We start from the raw sequence: 14,686 nt of genomic DNA, 5'->3' as shown, positions 1-14,686 counted from the left end.
TATTCTCTCCCTCTCTGTCCGAGACTGCCTGGAATAATAAGCCCGGCCAACTCGTCATTGGCCGGGCAGCAAGTGTGGCATGCCACTATTACTGAACCGAGTTGTTTTTTGCCCACTCATCCAATTGTTTTTGCTTCTCGGCAATGATTTTGTCCATGCCTGCCGACTTCAGCTTAGAGATGAACTCCGGCAGCAATTTATCCGGATCGACGCTTCCTGTCTCCAGCGGCAGCTTGTATTGGGTTACGACGTTGGATACAGCCGCCACTTCCGTCTTCACTGCGGACGCATCGAACACAAAGCCGAGCGCTTTGGATGGCTTGGAGGCGCTGTTGAATTCCGCCGTCTTCTTCCAAATATCCGGATCGTCGTTCTGCATGACATAGGAGAGGAATTGATTGCCGAACATCCAGCCCAGCATGTTGAAGCCGATTGTTGTGGCATCCTGACCTGCCGGATACGAGATGATATGATCAGCCTCTCCGCTTACTTTCACTTAATGCTTGCCTTCGATGCCCCAATCGAACAGATTGACAATGTCCGGATCGGTATACATCAGATTCAGGAATTTCATCGCTTTCTCATGATGCTTGGAATTGACCGGAATACCCCACATCGCATTCGTCACATTGCTTGTCGTCGCCACTGGCGCAATCAATTCCTTCGTGACCATCGGCGTGCCGGATGCCTTCGATTCCTGCGCCGCAAAACCTGGTTTCTGCAAAGCCATGTATGCAAAGCCTTTGCCGGATTTGATCAGCTCGAAGGTTGTTGTTTTGTTCGTTGCCGCGTCCGGCAAGATGTATCCTTCCAGATACCACTTGCGAATACGGTCGATGAACGCCTTATATTCTGGCATTTCATACAAGTTGACGACCTTCAGATCGTTATCATAATTAGGCAATACACCCATGAAGTCGCCTAGCGGATCAACAAACACATAATTCTCACGGAAGGATTGGCCAACCCCGCCCGGAACCAGCGGCACAATATGAGGCTCACTCTCTTTGATCGTCTTGAACAGGTTCTCGACATCGTCCAGTGTCTGAATTGCTTCAATATCGATATTGTACTTATCCACCAAATCCTTACGCATCGTCAGGCCGTAGCTGCCCGCCAGATCGCGCACCGTCGGCACGCTGTAGATTTGGCCGTTGATTTTGGTTGCGTTCAAATATTTCTCGTCGAAGGTGTTCTTAATGCCTTCGCCATGCGTATTCAGCAGCTCATCCAGCGCGATCAGCTGGCCTTTGGCTACCATGTTGCTGTACATTAAGCCGGAGACGAAGGTCAGGTCGAGCGTCTCTCCGCCGCTGAAGATCAGATTCATGCGCTGGGCCCATTCGCCTGCATTAATCGGCAGGAACTTGACCCGCACTTTAATTTTCTCCTCGGCAATTTTGTTGATCTCGTCCTCTACCAGCTGCAAGTCCTGCTGGGAGGTGCTGACGAGCGGGAAGGCTACTGTAATTTCCTCTACTTTTTCTTCCGGCTGGTTCCCCGTATTCGCGCTGCTGCCCGGCTGATTGCCGTTTTCGGCTCCATTATTGCCTTTGCCGCAAGCAGACAGGACAAGGACAAAGCACAGCAGCAGCAGAGTCGCTCCGCGCATGATGTTTTTCATTTTGTTCTCCCCCGCTTTTCGTATAATGGTTGGTGCTGTGTTCATTGTACGACCGCAAGCTTGTCTGCCTCTGCCCTCTTTACGACTTCTCCCTGTCACTTTCACGACTTGCGGACCGGGGACTTGCTGCTTGATGCCGGCTTCGATATTCCAGCGGGCTTACGTTTAAGTACTTCTTGAACATTCTGGAGAAATGAGAGAAGTTGGCATAGCCGACCCTGCTGGCAATCGCGCTGACTGACAGCTCCGTCTGCGCCAGCAGACCCGCCGCTAGGGTAAGCCGCTGCTGCAGCACATAATCGGACACCGACATCCCAGTCTCTTTCTTGAATATCCGCGTCAAATAATCCGGGTTTAAGTAAACATGATTGGCAATATCATCCCTGGAAATATCCTCGGCAAGATGCTCATGAATGTAAGCCTTGGCCTTATCCGTTACACTCTGTGTCTGATCGAGCGCAATATCGAACTGGATCGACCTGTCCACGATATGGCGAATCCAGTTCAAGGCATCGGTCGATGTGCGCGTCGCAGCGGCATGCAGCGTTATGGAGTCGTTGTCGCCGAACAGCTGATGCGCCTGGATGCCTTTTACTTGCAAGTCGTAATAGACCATCTGCTGAAAGTCTTGTATGAATTGGTTCAACCGGTCAAAATCCAGGCCGCCGGATGCGACTTGTTCTTCCATATAATCCCCAACCGCCCGCAGCAGCGGCTCGCGTGCACCTTCCTTTAATAGAATGGACCAGGTCCCGGTATCGGGAGGCATGCCGCCCGAAGACAAGATCTGCGGATCCTGCAGGGAGAAGACGCCTTGATCATGCGCTACATTATTCTCATCCAGCTTGCGCAGTCGAAGGAACATGTAAGCCAGCTGGTCGGGATGGGCGGTCTCTCCGATATAACACGATACGCCCGCGAAGAAATACGTGCGGCAAGCCTCAATCCATTGCTCGCAACCTGCTCGCAGCTTCTCATTCACCGCTGCTTGCGACTCCAAATTCATCATGGCGAGCATATACCCGTCGCCCAGCGAAATCAGCAGGCCTCTCTCCAGTTCATTCAGGAGCAGCTCCTCGGCCGACTTGCGGATAGCGTATTCCATAACTTTTTCATCGCGCAGCGTAATCTTCTTATGCCATCTCCGGACATGGATCAGCACCGGCAGAAATCGCATTTCATTCGTATAGGGAATATTGCGCTCCTCCGCCGCCTTCTTGATCGCTTCCGCATCGCCCGGAATCGTCTGATTCAAGATATCCAGCCAAAATCGCTCAACAAGCAGCGGCTGATACTGCACCCAATACTTCCCGTATTGGCTGAATTCGCTATTCCGGTTGTCCTGGTCCAGCTTGCGAATCGCCCGCTTGATCGTCTCCTCCAAATCCAGATACGGAATCGGCTTAAGCAAATAGTCCAAGCTGCCTAACTGAATCGCTTGCTTGGCATACCCGAAGTCGGCATGGCAGGTGAGGAAGATTGTCTCCGTCCGGGGATAGTGCCGCCTTACCCATTCCAGCAGCTCAAGACCGGTAGCCTGCGGCATCTCGATATCGCATAACAGGATGTCTATCTCCTCTTGCCCGAATATGACTTTCGCCTGCTCCGCGCTATGTGCTGTGAATACCTTGCTGATGCCGATGGCAGACCATTGCACGCCCGACTTCAGCCCTTCCACTGCGATAAGCTCATCATCCACGATTAGAAGCTGACACATCGTCCTTCTCCTCCTTATGAGACGAATCCGCTCTGAGCGGAATGCCCATCTCCACCACGGCTCCATGCGGTTCGTCATTATAGCAATCCATCCACGAGCGGTCCCCGTACTGCAGCCGCAGCCGCTCGCGGGCATTCCACAATCCGATATGCTCGCCCTTCTCATCCACCTGCTGCTTGCCTGATCGGATGGCCTCCAGCGCCTCATCGGAAAATCCGGGGCCATTGTCGCGCACCGACAGGATGACCGTCGGCTCCTCCTCTAGTTCATTTAGCGATGCTTCAATCGTCACCGTGTTGGTGTCGTCCATCCGCACCGCATGCTTGACCACATTTTCCACGAAGGTCTGCAGAAGCAACGGCGGAACCTGCGTCTCCTGCAAATATTCCGGCACATGGATATCAATCGACAGCCGATTCGGGAATCTAAGCTGCTGGATGCGCAGGAAATTACGGACATGCTTCAGCTCGTCTCTTAGCAGAACGAGAGATTGATTGCTTTGCAGCGTATAGCGAAAATAGTGAACCAGACACATCGTCATCTCTTGAATCAAGCTGAATTGCTTCACCTGCGCCAGATTGTACACAATATTTAATGAGTTCATGAAAAAGTGAGGGTTGATCTGCAATTGAAGATGCTTCAGCTCCGCGCGCTGCTTGCTGATCTGCTCTTCATAGATATGGATTTTCAATTCCTCAATTTGCGTAATCATATGATTGAAGGTTCGGTTCACAAGCTGGAATTCGTCCTGTACGGGTGATTCCTCAATCTTCGTATTGAAATTGCCCTCCCCAATCCGACGCATCGCCTTGGTCATCTTCTGGAGCGGGAGCAGCAGCACCTTGCGAAGAAACCATAGACTGAGCGGCAGCATAACAAGGGCGATCACGATCACAACCCATGCGGCCTTCGCCAAATAAGGGAGATTCTCCAGAATGAGCCTGTCAGGCACAACCGAGACCAGGCTGAAGCTGCCTTTCTTCGAGGATTCTCCAACGACAAGATATTCCTCATCCGTCCCGGACAAGTAATGGTTGTCGAACCCCTGAGCAAAATCAAGTCCGGCATGCGCGAGCTTCTCCGTGCTGGATAGAATTCCCCCGGCTCCATCCACAATAAGAGAAGCGCCCCGTTCTTCCGCATGCATATCACTAAGCGGCTTCAGCATCGACTTCGCCTTCACCCAGGCTCCTATATAAAGATTGCCGTCTCCGAACAAACGCAGGATATAGAACTCGTCATTCATCTGCTGAACCCGCCAAGTCGCGTTCAGATGAGTCGGCTGCTCAGCCAACCCTGTAGCAAGCTTCTTTACCGTTGCCCGCAGGTTGGTCAGCTCCTTGTAGCTCATCTCGTCACGGAAGGTTTCTACACTATCTTGCCTTGGGATCGAGTAGACAAAAAAACCGTCAATATAGGGATAGACGATTAAATCAGAGGTCAACCTGCGCGACACGCTGCTCTTCGCCATCATGTATTCATCTTCGGGACTGGCCTCCCCCATCGCCAGCAGATTGGGCTCCGTCAGCATCAGCCCCATCAAATGACGTTCCGTTTCGGAGAGCTGGTCATCGATCTGCTTCATAAAGACGGATACCAGGTTTTTGTTCGAATTCGCTACTTGGTTGTGAATGACATTCACGCTATACCGATTGTTGTAGATCAGCAGCGCGATTAATGGAATGGTCATACAGAGAAGGCCAAGCACCAGCCTGACCCTAATCGTTTGCCATGGGATACCGCTTAACCGTCCCCTCATGCGCGATCACCCTTTTCTGTTCGGTTATCCGGCAGCTATCATTATCCGCAAAATCGTCCCTCTATCCTAACGCCTCTGCTCATTATGAGCTACCCGCCATACGACTATTCAATAGTACTTTCACGACTCTAATAGCTGCAAGAGATTCCATGCCTACTTCAGCATGCCAAAAAGACGCAGTCCGCATGGCTACCATAGCCATACAAGAAGACTGCGCCGTATAATCATCTAACAACTTGTCCAAGCCTGATCTGTACATGTTTTTATGAATAGTGAAATCTCAATCAGTCTGATGATTGCTCCGAGCTTATGATGCGTTCCTGCTCGCCCGAAGTTTCATAGGCTGCCAGAATCGAAGAGAGCAGCCCGGGGAATCGCGCCTCCATATCTTCGGTACGAAGCGAGACAAGCCGCTGCGTACCGGCGCTGCGTACATAGATGATGCCGGCTTCCCTCAGCGTACGGACGTGATGGGATTGTGTGGACTTCGCCACTGGCAATTCAAACTCTCCGCAGCTTCGTTCCGAGACGCCGCGGAGCTGAGAGACAATCATCAGGCGTAGAGGATCGCTTAAGGCATACAAAACGGAGGACAAATGGATATCTGCACGGTCGGGATGCACTAATATTTTCATGTCTTTAGCCCCCTGTAAAAATAAAAAGTGATGTTTGCATTATACCATAACGCATGCTATGATTCTATTGTTCGATAACAATCGAACTTTATAACCTGGAGGTGAATCCCCATCACTATGCAAACTCATCATTCGGCTGATCAAGGAACTATGAAGGAAGGCGCCGTACTCGGACTGCTCGGCATTACCATTGTCGTCGTCATCATGAACACCATGATGTTTAATTTGGCTTTGCCGGATGTAGCGGAAGCCTTCCAGCTGTCGGCATCCACAACATCTTGGATCGTAACGGGGTACTCCATCGTCTTTGCGATCTCATCCATCACGTACAGCCGGCTGGCTGACTTCGTTCCCATTCGCAGACTATTCATCATCGGCATATTATCCCTCAGCTTGGCGGCCATCGCAGGTTTGTTCAGCAATAGCTTCCTAATGCTGATCGGCGCACGCATCGTTCAAGCTTCGGGCGCAGGCTCTATCCCTGCGCTGTCGCTGGTGCTCATCTCCCGTTACGTTCCTCTGGAGCGAAGAGGCAAGGCGATGGCGCTGATTATGTCCTCAGTATCCTTAGGCCTTGGCCTCGGACCTGTGGTTGGGGGCGTCGTTGTCGAATATATGGGCTGGCATATTCTATTCGTGCTGACCGCTGTTACGATTGTGCTCGTTCCGTTGTTTGCGGCTTATATTCCGAAGGAAGAGATGAGAAAAGGCTCATTCGACGCGCTTGGCGCCATCTTCATCGGCATTGGTACGACCGGCCTGCTTCTGTTCCTGACGAACCAATCCTTTATCGCCTTGGCACTCGGACTTGTTTCTATCATTTTGTTTATTGTACGCATCCGAACCGCAGCCAATCCGTTCGTGCTGCCGTCGCTTTTCCGCAACCGCTCGTATTTGATCCTGGGCGGCGTCGGCATCGCCGCTTATCTATGCAGCTTTGCGACGCTGTTCCTCATGCCGCAAATTCTCGTGAAGCAATACGGCCTAAGCGCGATTGAGGCAGGATTGATCATCTTCCCTGGCTCCATGCTTGCGATGTTCGTCTCCAGACGGGTAGGCCAGTATATCGATACGAACGGCAACGGCTCTATCATTCGGTATATCCCGTTATTCCTGCTGGCTGCGGTTGTGCTGTTCGCTTTGTTCGAAGGGCTGTCTTACTGGGCTATCCTGTTCATCTATATGCTGCTCAGCACCAGCTTTACGATCTTGTCCAGCAGCGTCTCGAACGAGATGTCCCGCATTCTGGAGCCGTCCCAGATCGGCTCGGGCCTTGGCCTGTTCCAGCTCCTGCAATTCTTCAGCGGCGCCTTCGGCGTGGCCATATCGGCAAGCGCGCTGGTGTGGCAGAAGAACCTGTCGCTCTCTCATGCCTACAGCAATATTTACTGGGGACTGGCCGTGGTTGTATTGGCTGCTATCGCTTGCTCGATGCTGTACTTCAGAAGCACGTTTCGAAAAGCGCAGGTTCAATAAGATGGCGTCCTAAATGCGTCGGACCAAAAAGCCCAAGGAATCGCCGATCAGCGATTCCTTGGGCTTTTTTACTGCTGATTGATTTCAAGTACGGTATGCTGATCATTTACAAAGACTCTTGCACATAATTAAGAGAACGAACATAGTCGCTCGCAAGTATAGCTTTGTTCTCTGCATGAACCGCTTGAATCTCGATAGCATCCGACTCGACTAAACGGGCCTCAATATCTTCATCTTGCAAGTTAGCTGTGATCGGAATCGAGATTGATACGCTGCCTCTATACCCTACCGAAGGCTCCAAGGCAACAGGTTCCGATAGCTCTCCGTTTACTCGAAGATGTTCCAAGCCGACCAGCTCTACCCACTTCTCGTCATGAATGAAGATTTCAATACATACTTCCTCTAAAGCAGCTGCTTTATTCTCAAGTGCATATTCGAACGTCACGAGCTTATCCATACCGTCAGCTTCTGTAATCGTAGCTTTCGTCTGGTCTTGTATAAACCGTATAGATTCATCTGTATGATCCTCAATATGTTTCTCAATAAGTTCCTCTGTTTTGTGGTCTGGATAGGGCTCCTCGCTTCCTTCATTCGAACACCCCCATAACAATCCTGCAACGATCAGCATTAATGCTAACTTACCGTACATGGCTATACAACCTCCCGCTTCGTACATAGCGTCTCTTCTTGTTAAACCTAACATAAAGGGGAATATTGTAAATAGTTATCGAATCCACCGCCAGCGATATCGCGCTCCATTGACCTTTTGAGGCTCATTTTTGATTACTTGCGATGAAGAATCCGCTATAACAGGATAGATTGTGGACCACGTGCGAGAAGAAGTGAATGGCACAAACTCGGTATCATGCTGCGATGCATGAAGACCGCTGTCTCCTCTAGAGACAGGCAAATTTTTAGTTCATGCATGACGGATGATATAATGGGACTAACATCCTAAAGGAGGGCACCATGTTTATTGCAATCGGCATTGTTTTTCTGTTGGTATACGGACTTATTGTGTTCTACATAGGCTGGAGCGGCTGGTCTTGGATGCGGCCTTCGGTATCCCGGCGATTCCGTCTGCTCTATATTGCCGCACTTATCTTCCTGGCTGCTTCCTTTATTCTCGCCAGAGTGTTCGCCGGCTCGACCATTCTGAACATCATCGGCTCCTACTGGCTGGCTATATTCAGCTTGCTTGTGCTGATGCTTCCTGTTGTTCATCTGATCATCTGGCTCTCCAGACTGACTTCTCTGCCTCGCCATCATGTGCAGAAGTGGGCGGGAATTGTAACTCTGACCGCGCTGGTCTTGCTTATTGGCTATGGCAGCTACAATGCGTATACGCCTACCGTTCGCTCTTACGATATCAGCATCGACAAGCCGGGTCCCGCAAGCGGCGAGCTGAAAATCGCAATGGCTTCGGATATGCACTTCGGCTACCTGTCCGGCAAAAATCATGCCATCCGGCTCGTAGAGGAAATCAATGCGCTGGAGCCGGATATTGTTCTCTTCCCGGGGGACATCATCGATGACGATATCGTGCCTTACAAGGAGAAAGGAATCGGCGAGATTCTCTCTAGGATTGAGGCGCCGTATGGGGTCTATGCCTCGCTCGGGAACCATGACCGGTTCAACGGCGAGATGCAGGAGCTAATCGACCTCCTGGAAGAAAGCGGCATGAAGGTGCTGTACGACGAATACGTGGAAATTGAGGACTGGCTCACCTTAATCGGCCGCAAGGATTACAGCGACAAGGAGCGGGCAGAGCTCGCGGAGCTGACCGAGGGCGTCAATTCTTCGAATGCCTTGATGCTGCTGGATCATCAGCCACTCGGCTTCGATATCGCGCAGCGGCAAGGCATTGACCTGGTCGTCTCCGGGCATACCCATCGCGGACAGATCGCCCCTGCGCATCTGGTTACCCAACGGCTATTCGAAAATGACTGGGGCTACCTGCAAAAGGACCAGCTCCATACGATCGTCTCCTCCGGCTTTGGCTTCTGGGGACCTCCGATTCGGATCGGATCGCAAGCGGAAGTTGTACTCATTCATGCTACCTTCTCGAATAAGGCGGAATAATTGCCTTCAACACAACAACGAGATTCCTCTAATCGAGGTATCTCGTTGTTTGTTTTTTACCGGGCGTAAGAACTTGAATTAGGAAAAGATTGACATGGAGCATGAATGTAAAGTACACTTTACGTAAAGTTAGCTTTACATTATGACTACTGCGTTTGGAGGGATTCCTTATTAAAAATCGTATCCGGGCATTGCGATCCGATCATGGCATGACGCAGGAGCAGCTTGGTGAAATCATCGGTGTCTCCCGACAATCGGTCATCGCGATCGAAACGATGAAGTACAATCCGTCGCTGGAGCTCGCTTTCAAAATCGCAAAAGCGTTCCATATGCAAATTGAGGATGTATTTCTATTTGAGGAAAAGGAGGAGAAGTAGATGGATTATCTCGGTATATACGGTGGGCTTCTGTTTGGAATAGCAGGATGGTATTTCGGCAGACGAGCAGCCGCCAAAAACAACGGACTGGATGAGATGCATGCTTATATGGCAAGCAAATCCCGCTCTATCTCCTGGTACTTCACAATCACCGCTATCTATGTACTGCTGTCGCTGGAAGTATTCGGCCTGTCGATTGGCACGATCCCGTCGCTGGCGATTCTGCTGTTCGTTCATCTGGGCAGCTGGGGGCTGACCTTCTTCCTCCTTCGTGCGCGCATGACGGAGGACCCCGATGAAGGAAAAAACAGCAAATTTCAACTCGTACTGAGTATTGCAATCTTCACATCCGTTCTGTTGTTGTTCGCGATTATTTCCGCTGTGACAGGCGAATGGCGCTTTCTGCTTGCCGCTATCCCGCCCGTTCTGATGAATGTGCTCGTTATGATATCCATTCGGAAGAAGCAAGCGGGCAGCGGGAAGAAGGCAGGATAAGCATGAATGATAAGAAATCGAAGGGATTGAAGGTGGTCAAACTTATTAATTATCGAATGAGCAAAACGCTCGACCGGGAGTAGCCCCTAACGAACGACAAAGACGCTTCCAACCTCGGATATGCCGCGGTGGAAGCGTCTTTGGATTTGAAGCTTAGCCATCGGATTATTAGAATATTCAGCAGCCGTATTGGGTCAAGCTCTGTTCTTACAGCTACAGCACATCGGCGGCTGCCCGCCCCGCAGCTCTGCCGGAGAACAGGCAGCCGCCGAGGAATGTCCCTTCCAGCGCCCGGTAGCCGTGTACGCCGCCGCCGCCAAAGCCGGAAGCTTCTCCCGCCGCGTATAGTCCCGGGATCGGCTCGCCTGCGGCATTCAGCACGCGGCCAGACAGGTCGGTCTGGAGCCCGCCCAGCGTCTTGCGGCTGACAATGCTCAGCCTTACGGCAATCAGCGGTCCATTCTTCAGGTCCAGCAGCTTATGCGGCTTCGCCGTACGGATCAGCTTATCGCCAATATAGTTGCGGGCGCCGCGAATCGCCATCACCTGCAAGTCCTTCGTAAACGCATGATCCAGCTCCCGGTCGCGCGCGATCAGTTGGCGTTCGATAGCTGACGCATCAAGCAGGCGGCTGCCGACCAGCTTGTTCATGCCGTTGACCAGTTCCTTAACGCTGCGGGCGATGACGAAGTCCTCCCCTTTATCCATGAAAGCTTGGACCGGCCCCGGTGCACCCGGCAGCACTCGTGACAGCACCTTACGCACGCTCTTGCCGGTCAGATCGGGGTTTTGCTCCGAGCCGGACAATGCAAATTCTTTCTCAATAATCTTCTGCGTCAGAATGAACCAGGAATAATCGTAGCCGCTCTTCTGAATCGCTTCCAGTGTGCCAAGTGTATCGAAGCCGGGAAAGTTCGGCGCGGGGAAGCGGTTTCCAGTCGCATCAAGCCAAATCGACGAAGGTCCCGGCAGGATACGAATGCCATGATCACTCCATATCGGGTTCCAGTTCTTCAGCCCCTCCGTATAATGCCACATCCGGTCGCGGTTCACGATGCGGCCGCCTGCTTCCTCCGTAATGCCAAGCATTCGTCCGTCCACATGGGCCGGTACGCCGGACAACATGCGCGCAGGAGGCTGTCCCAGTCTGCTCGGCCAATTATGCCGAACCAGCTCATGGTTGCCGCCTATGCCTCCACTTGTGACGAGCACCGCTTCCGCTTCATACTCGAACGTATCCGCAATCTCTCTTGAGCTTGCTTCACCTCGCGCGGCATTGCTGGGAACTAAAATGGAACCGCTTGCACCAACAATCGCACCATTCCGTTGAATCAGCTGATCGATTCGATGGCGCGGACGGTAATCGATTCGGCCTTGTGCGATATGTTCTCGGACCCGCCGCTCGAATGGCGCTACAATCCCGGGGCCTGTGCCCCATACGATATGAAAGCGAGGCACCGAGTTGCCATGCCCATCTGCCAAGTAACCACCCCGCTCCGCCCAGCCGACCACCGGGAAGAACCGAATGCCCATGCCATGCAGCCAAGCCCGTTTTTCACCTGAAGCGAAATCGACATAGGCTTCAGCCCATTGCTTGCCCCAGTAATCTTCATCCTCGTCGCGGTCAAAGCCTGCTGAACCAAGCCAGTCCTGCCAGGCCAATTCCCTGGAGTCCCGAATGCCCAGCCTGCGCTGCTCCGGCGAGTTGACCAGGAACAGCCCTCCAAACGACCACCAGGCCTGGCCGCCAAGCGAAGCCTCCGGCTCCTGATCCAGCAGTACAACCTTCTTGCCAGCATCGGCAAGCTCCGCTGCCGCTACAAGTCCTGCAAGCCCTGCGCCTATCACGATCGCGTCCGATCGATGCATCTCCAATCCCTCCATAACCAATTTCTTCTATCATCTTATGCGAGGAAGGAAATGACAATAGCTAATTTAGGCGAGATAACGGATGACTGTTATTTCACTGAGCTTAACCCCATATTTTCGAATACATTGGCTTATTCATGATCTCCGCCAGCTTGTCGGATGATATTTCCATGATAAGATAATCGCCTACGGCATGCGGTATCGGAATGCTGATGCCTAAAGTATTCGTAGTGAAGTAGCTGGAAGCGCCGAAAGGACGTTTAGTTGGGATCCAACACAAAAAGCAGCCATTCGGCTGCTTTTTCTCAAGGCTTCAAAAGCTGATCCACTCTTTTTTCGTGTTGCGCAAGTTCATTCCTTAAGCTGGAAATTTCAAATTCCAGTGCCTCCCGTATACGATGGATAGAATAGGTCAAAAAAATGGATAGCAAACTGGCAGTAAAGATTAGAAACAGAAAAAAATATAAAGCCATTTCAAAATCTGCTGTATGTTGATGTCGCCGATCAATTAATATAATCACTCCATAACAGCTAAAAATAATGACAACGATACTAAAAACCGCATTCAGGATAGTGAACTTTTTTAGTATTTCCGTTGAGTACATGATGTCCTCCTATGAATGGAATGGCGGTTAAATTGTCCTCATTCCATATATACTTATTGTGTTGAAGTATAATTCAATTGAAAATCTTTCGAAATTGGAGTACTTGAATAATTGTCCCAATTAAACATATCGAAACTGACCTTTAATGCACCAATTTGATTTTGTGAGCCATTGGAATTCTGAATATAATTCAAGATGGCATGATAAGTAAAATAGTCCCCATTATTGTTAGCCCCACTATGATTTGTACTCTCTTCGAACTGATAATCAGAAAGTTTCTCACCAACTGCAAACGTATCGCTATTTTGCAGACTCACCCCCGCACTCCCCAATGTTACTGTTCCAGTACTAGATGACATCGTATTAATGTATCCAAGTACAGTAGTGTAAGTAGATGCTCCAGGCAATGAGGAAAGTGCTTTTTTCAATAATTGCGCTGTGATTTGATCACCTACCTTTTTAATTCCTGTAAGACCCGAGTACTTATACATCCGTCCTTGCTGTTCCGTTTTAACAAAAACAGATCTGTTTCCACTAGCAAAAGAAATTTGTAAATTCCGATAAACAAAAACATTATTTCCATAGTAGGTGTAATTCCCAACACGTTGATGCTCAGCAACTTTAAATGAAGCAATCCATCTCGAGTCTTGCGACTTTACATTTACATATTTATATTCAACATAAGGCAAAGAATAACTCTGGTAATGCTCTCCACCGATATAAATTGAATGGTAAAAAGTGGTTGGATTCGTCCACATCGTATATTGATCTAGCCCCATTATCTGGGCATCACTTATTCCCATCTGACTCAATAACTGTTGATCGCTTTGAAGTTCCAACTTCTCGCCTGTGTTAGCAATGTCTAGGAACCAGTACATATCTTTCCGGGAGTCTCCTTTTGTAAAATCACCTGCATCCAAGTGACTAAAGACCTTCGGAAGGGTATCTTCAAAAATATACAATTCTTTGTTTGAATCCAGAAGATAAATCTTCAAATTAGCGCCAGACGTAACAGCAGCCTTTGCTTCTGAAGTCGATGCTACCAAAAGGTTATCCTTTTGATCGTCATTAAATATTTCGAAAAGTAAAATTTCAAAATTCTTTGTGGTGTCTTTTATGTCGCCGACAACACTATTAGCCCCCCGTTGTGATTTATACCCGGCGTGCAGTGTTCCTCCGGCATTCATGCCTGTCTCTTTTCCATTGTTAAGAACTGTGGCTTCGAAACTTATTTCATTCTTAATAATACTGACGTTCGATAACTTCATGCTTACATCATTTAATGAGCGAGCGCTACTTAACGAAGTTCTATTGGATGGAGGTCCCGTCAACGTTTTATTAAAATCGTCTACAGATAAATTTATTCCGTTCAAAGTAATTGAGGATTTGGAATCAGATTGGAAATCTGCAGCGCTTACGATATTGAAAGTGAACAGCATGCTGAATGCGACTAATACGGATAACATTCGAGTTTTCATACATAGTCTCCTATTAATTAAAATTGGTAATACAGCATAGATTAATCAAGCTTATGTCTATTGTGTAAGCACCAATATTTGATTTGTTCCCTCCTCCCTTCAATTTTTCTTTGAATTGTAAAAGGATAAATTATCCTCATTTGTTAAAACACCACCAACTGGGAGTTGGTTGCAGAAAATATAAAAAATCAAAAAAATTATTTACATCTTTATAGTCACTAAAATGATCGCTTATTAGCTTAATCTCACGCATCGAATGTTTAAAAAAACTTTCCTCGCCTCCTATTGGCTTGCCGTGTTCGCCTGATTATCGCCTATCACAGCAAAAAGCTAACTAACAATGGCGGTTGACCTAATGAATGCGATATTCCACACATAATCGCAGTTTCGAATGCGGTTGATGTTTCTTGCGAAATACACGAATTACCGGTGATCTCCGATCATCTTTGTTAATTGAAGTAGACATTCATCTCCATACCAATCTTATGCTTCCGTTCAACTTACCTTTACATTAGGTTACTTTTATCCGATCCATTAACATTGATATCTCCATATACTGTAAAGCTAAA

At 49.4% G+C, this 14,686-nt stretch carries 13 protein-coding genes; 4 read left to right on the top strand and 9 right to left on the bottom strand.

The features are described from left to right. Positions 1-88 precede the first annotated feature (88 nt). The 5 genes from D3P07_RS27600 to D3P07_RS15570 form a co-directional block, all read right to left on the bottom strand. Positions 89-496 carry a DUF3502 domain-containing protein gene (locus D3P07_RS27600; RefSeq protein ID WP_259391529.1) on the bottom strand — a complete coding sequence of 136 codons (408 nt, stop codon included), beginning with the start codon at positions 494-496 and terminating at the stop codon, positions 89-91. Then, on the bottom strand, positions 497-1,624 hold the full coding sequence (locus D3P07_RS15585) for an extracellular solute-binding protein (RefSeq protein WP_259391528.1): 1,128 nt from the start codon (positions 1,622-1,624) through the stop codon (positions 497-499). A gap of 79 nt (positions 1,625-1,703) precedes the next feature. Continuing rightward, entirely contained in the window at positions 1,704-3,341 is a 1,638-nt protein-coding gene (locus D3P07_RS15580) for a helix-turn-helix domain-containing protein (RefSeq protein ID WP_119801138.1), read from the bottom strand. Beyond that, positions 3,316-5,100 (bottom strand): sensor histidine kinase, encoded by a 1,785-nt coding sequence (locus tag D3P07_RS15575; RefSeq protein ID WP_119801137.1) that lies wholly within the window; start codon positions 5,098-5,100, stop codon positions 3,316-3,318. The genes D3P07_RS15580 and D3P07_RS15575 overlap by 26 nt, the downstream gene beginning before the upstream one ends. Before the next feature lie 284 nt (positions 5,101-5,384). Beyond that, a complete protein-coding gene (locus tag D3P07_RS15570) occupies positions 5,385-5,735 on the bottom strand; it encodes an ArsR/SmtB family transcription factor (protein WP_119801136.1) in 351 nt (116 codons plus the stop codon). 117 nt (positions 5,736-5,852) lie between these two features. Here D3P07_RS15570 and D3P07_RS15565 point away from each other — a divergent pair, with 117 nt between their 5' ends. Next, positions 5,853-7,211, top strand: a complete 1,359-nt coding sequence (locus D3P07_RS15565; RefSeq protein WP_119801135.1) for an MFS transporter — start codon at positions 5,853-5,855, stop codon at positions 7,209-7,211. A gap of 106 nt (positions 7,212-7,317) precedes the next feature. On the opposite strand, the gene D3P07_RS15560 is transcribed toward D3P07_RS15565, so the two are convergent. Beyond that, positions 7,318-7,860, bottom strand: a complete 543-nt coding sequence (locus D3P07_RS15560; protein ID WP_119801134.1) for a hypothetical protein — start codon at positions 7,858-7,860, stop codon at positions 7,318-7,320. Between the two features lie 320 nt (positions 7,861-8,180). Here D3P07_RS15560 and D3P07_RS15555 point away from each other — a divergent pair, with 320 nt between their 5' ends. The 3 genes from D3P07_RS15555 to D3P07_RS15545 all read left to right on the top strand — a co-directional run bounded on the left by D3P07_RS15555 (position 8,181) and on the right by D3P07_RS15545 (position 10,165). Beyond that, positions 8,181-9,293: a metallophosphoesterase gene (locus D3P07_RS15555; protein WP_119801133.1), complete on the top strand. Its 1,113-nt coding sequence runs from the start codon at positions 8,181-8,183 to the stop codon at positions 9,291-9,293. Positions 9,294-9,463: 170 nt separating this feature from the next. Next, a complete protein-coding gene (locus tag D3P07_RS15550) occupies positions 9,464-9,670 on the top strand; it encodes a helix-turn-helix transcriptional regulator (RefSeq protein ID WP_182914352.1) in 207 nt (68 codons plus the stop codon). Beyond that, entirely contained in the window at positions 9,671-10,165 is a 495-nt protein-coding gene (locus D3P07_RS15545; protein WP_119801132.1) for a hypothetical protein, read from the top strand. It begins immediately after the preceding gene. Positions 10,166-10,378: 213 nt separating this feature from the next. Here D3P07_RS15545 and D3P07_RS15540 read toward each other — a convergent pair whose 3' ends face one another. From D3P07_RS15540 to D3P07_RS15530, 3 genes are all read right to left on the bottom strand, one after another. Further along, entirely contained in the window at positions 10,379-12,034 is a 1,656-nt protein-coding gene (locus D3P07_RS15540) for an FAD-binding dehydrogenase (RefSeq protein ID WP_119801230.1), read from the bottom strand. A gap of 305 nt (positions 12,035-12,339) precedes the next feature. After that, positions 12,340-12,639 carry a hypothetical protein gene (locus D3P07_RS15535; protein WP_119801131.1) on the bottom strand — a complete coding sequence of 100 codons (300 nt, stop codon included), beginning with the start codon at positions 12,637-12,639 and terminating at the stop codon, positions 12,340-12,342. Positions 12,640-12,692: 53 nt separating this feature from the next. Next, positions 12,693-14,117: a hypothetical protein gene (locus tag D3P07_RS15530; RefSeq protein ID WP_119801130.1), complete on the bottom strand. Its 1,425-nt coding sequence runs from the start codon at positions 14,115-14,117 to the stop codon at positions 12,693-12,695. Positions 14,118-14,686 lie beyond the last annotated feature (569 nt).

The sequence above is a fragment of the Paenibacillus sp. 1011MAR3C5 genome (assembly GCF_003591485.1).
GTDB lineage: Bacteria > Bacillota > Bacilli > Paenibacillales > Paenibacillaceae > Pristimantibacillus.
Note: the sequence above shows the minus strand (reverse complement) of the source record. Positions and strands in the feature narration are given on the sequence as shown.

Coding starts and splice junctions, on each gene's coding strand:
- D3P07_RS15580 (WP_119801138.1), bottom strand. CDS start 3,341: ATGTGTCAGCTTCTAATCGTGGATGATGAGCTTATCGCAGTGGAAGGG.
- D3P07_RS15570 (WP_119801136.1), bottom strand. CDS start 5,735: ATGAAAATATTAGTGCATCCCGACCGTGCAGATATCCATTTGTCCTCC.
- D3P07_RS15585 (WP_259391528.1), bottom strand. CDS start 1,624: ATGAAAAACATCATGCGCGGAGCGACTCTGCTGCTGCTGTGCTTTGTC.
- D3P07_RS15560 (WP_119801134.1), bottom strand. CDS start 7,860: ATGTACGGTAAGTTAGCATTAATGCTGATCGTTGCAGGATTGTTATGG.
- D3P07_RS15530 (WP_119801130.1), bottom strand. CDS start 14,117: ATGAAAACTCGAATGTTATCCGTATTAGTCGCATTCAGCATGCTGTTC.
- D3P07_RS15565 (WP_119801135.1), top strand. CDS start 5,853: ATGCAAACTCATCATTCGGCTGATCAAGGAACTATGAAGGAAGGCGCC.
- D3P07_RS15540 (WP_119801230.1), bottom strand. CDS start 12,034: ATGCATCGATCGGACGCGATCGTGATAGGCGCAGGGCTTGCAGGACTT.
- D3P07_RS15575 (WP_119801137.1), bottom strand. CDS start 5,100: ATGAGGGGACGGTTAAGCGGTATCCCATGGCAAACGATTAGGGTCAGG.
- D3P07_RS15535 (WP_119801131.1), bottom strand. CDS start 12,639: ATGTACTCAACGGAAATACTAAAAAAGTTCACTATCCTGAATGCGGTT.
- D3P07_RS15555 (WP_119801133.1), top strand. CDS start 8,181: ATGTTTATTGCAATCGGCATTGTTTTTCTGTTGGTATACGGACTTATT.
- D3P07_RS15545 (WP_119801132.1), top strand. CDS start 9,671: ATGGATTATCTCGGTATATACGGTGGGCTTCTGTTTGGAATAGCAGGA.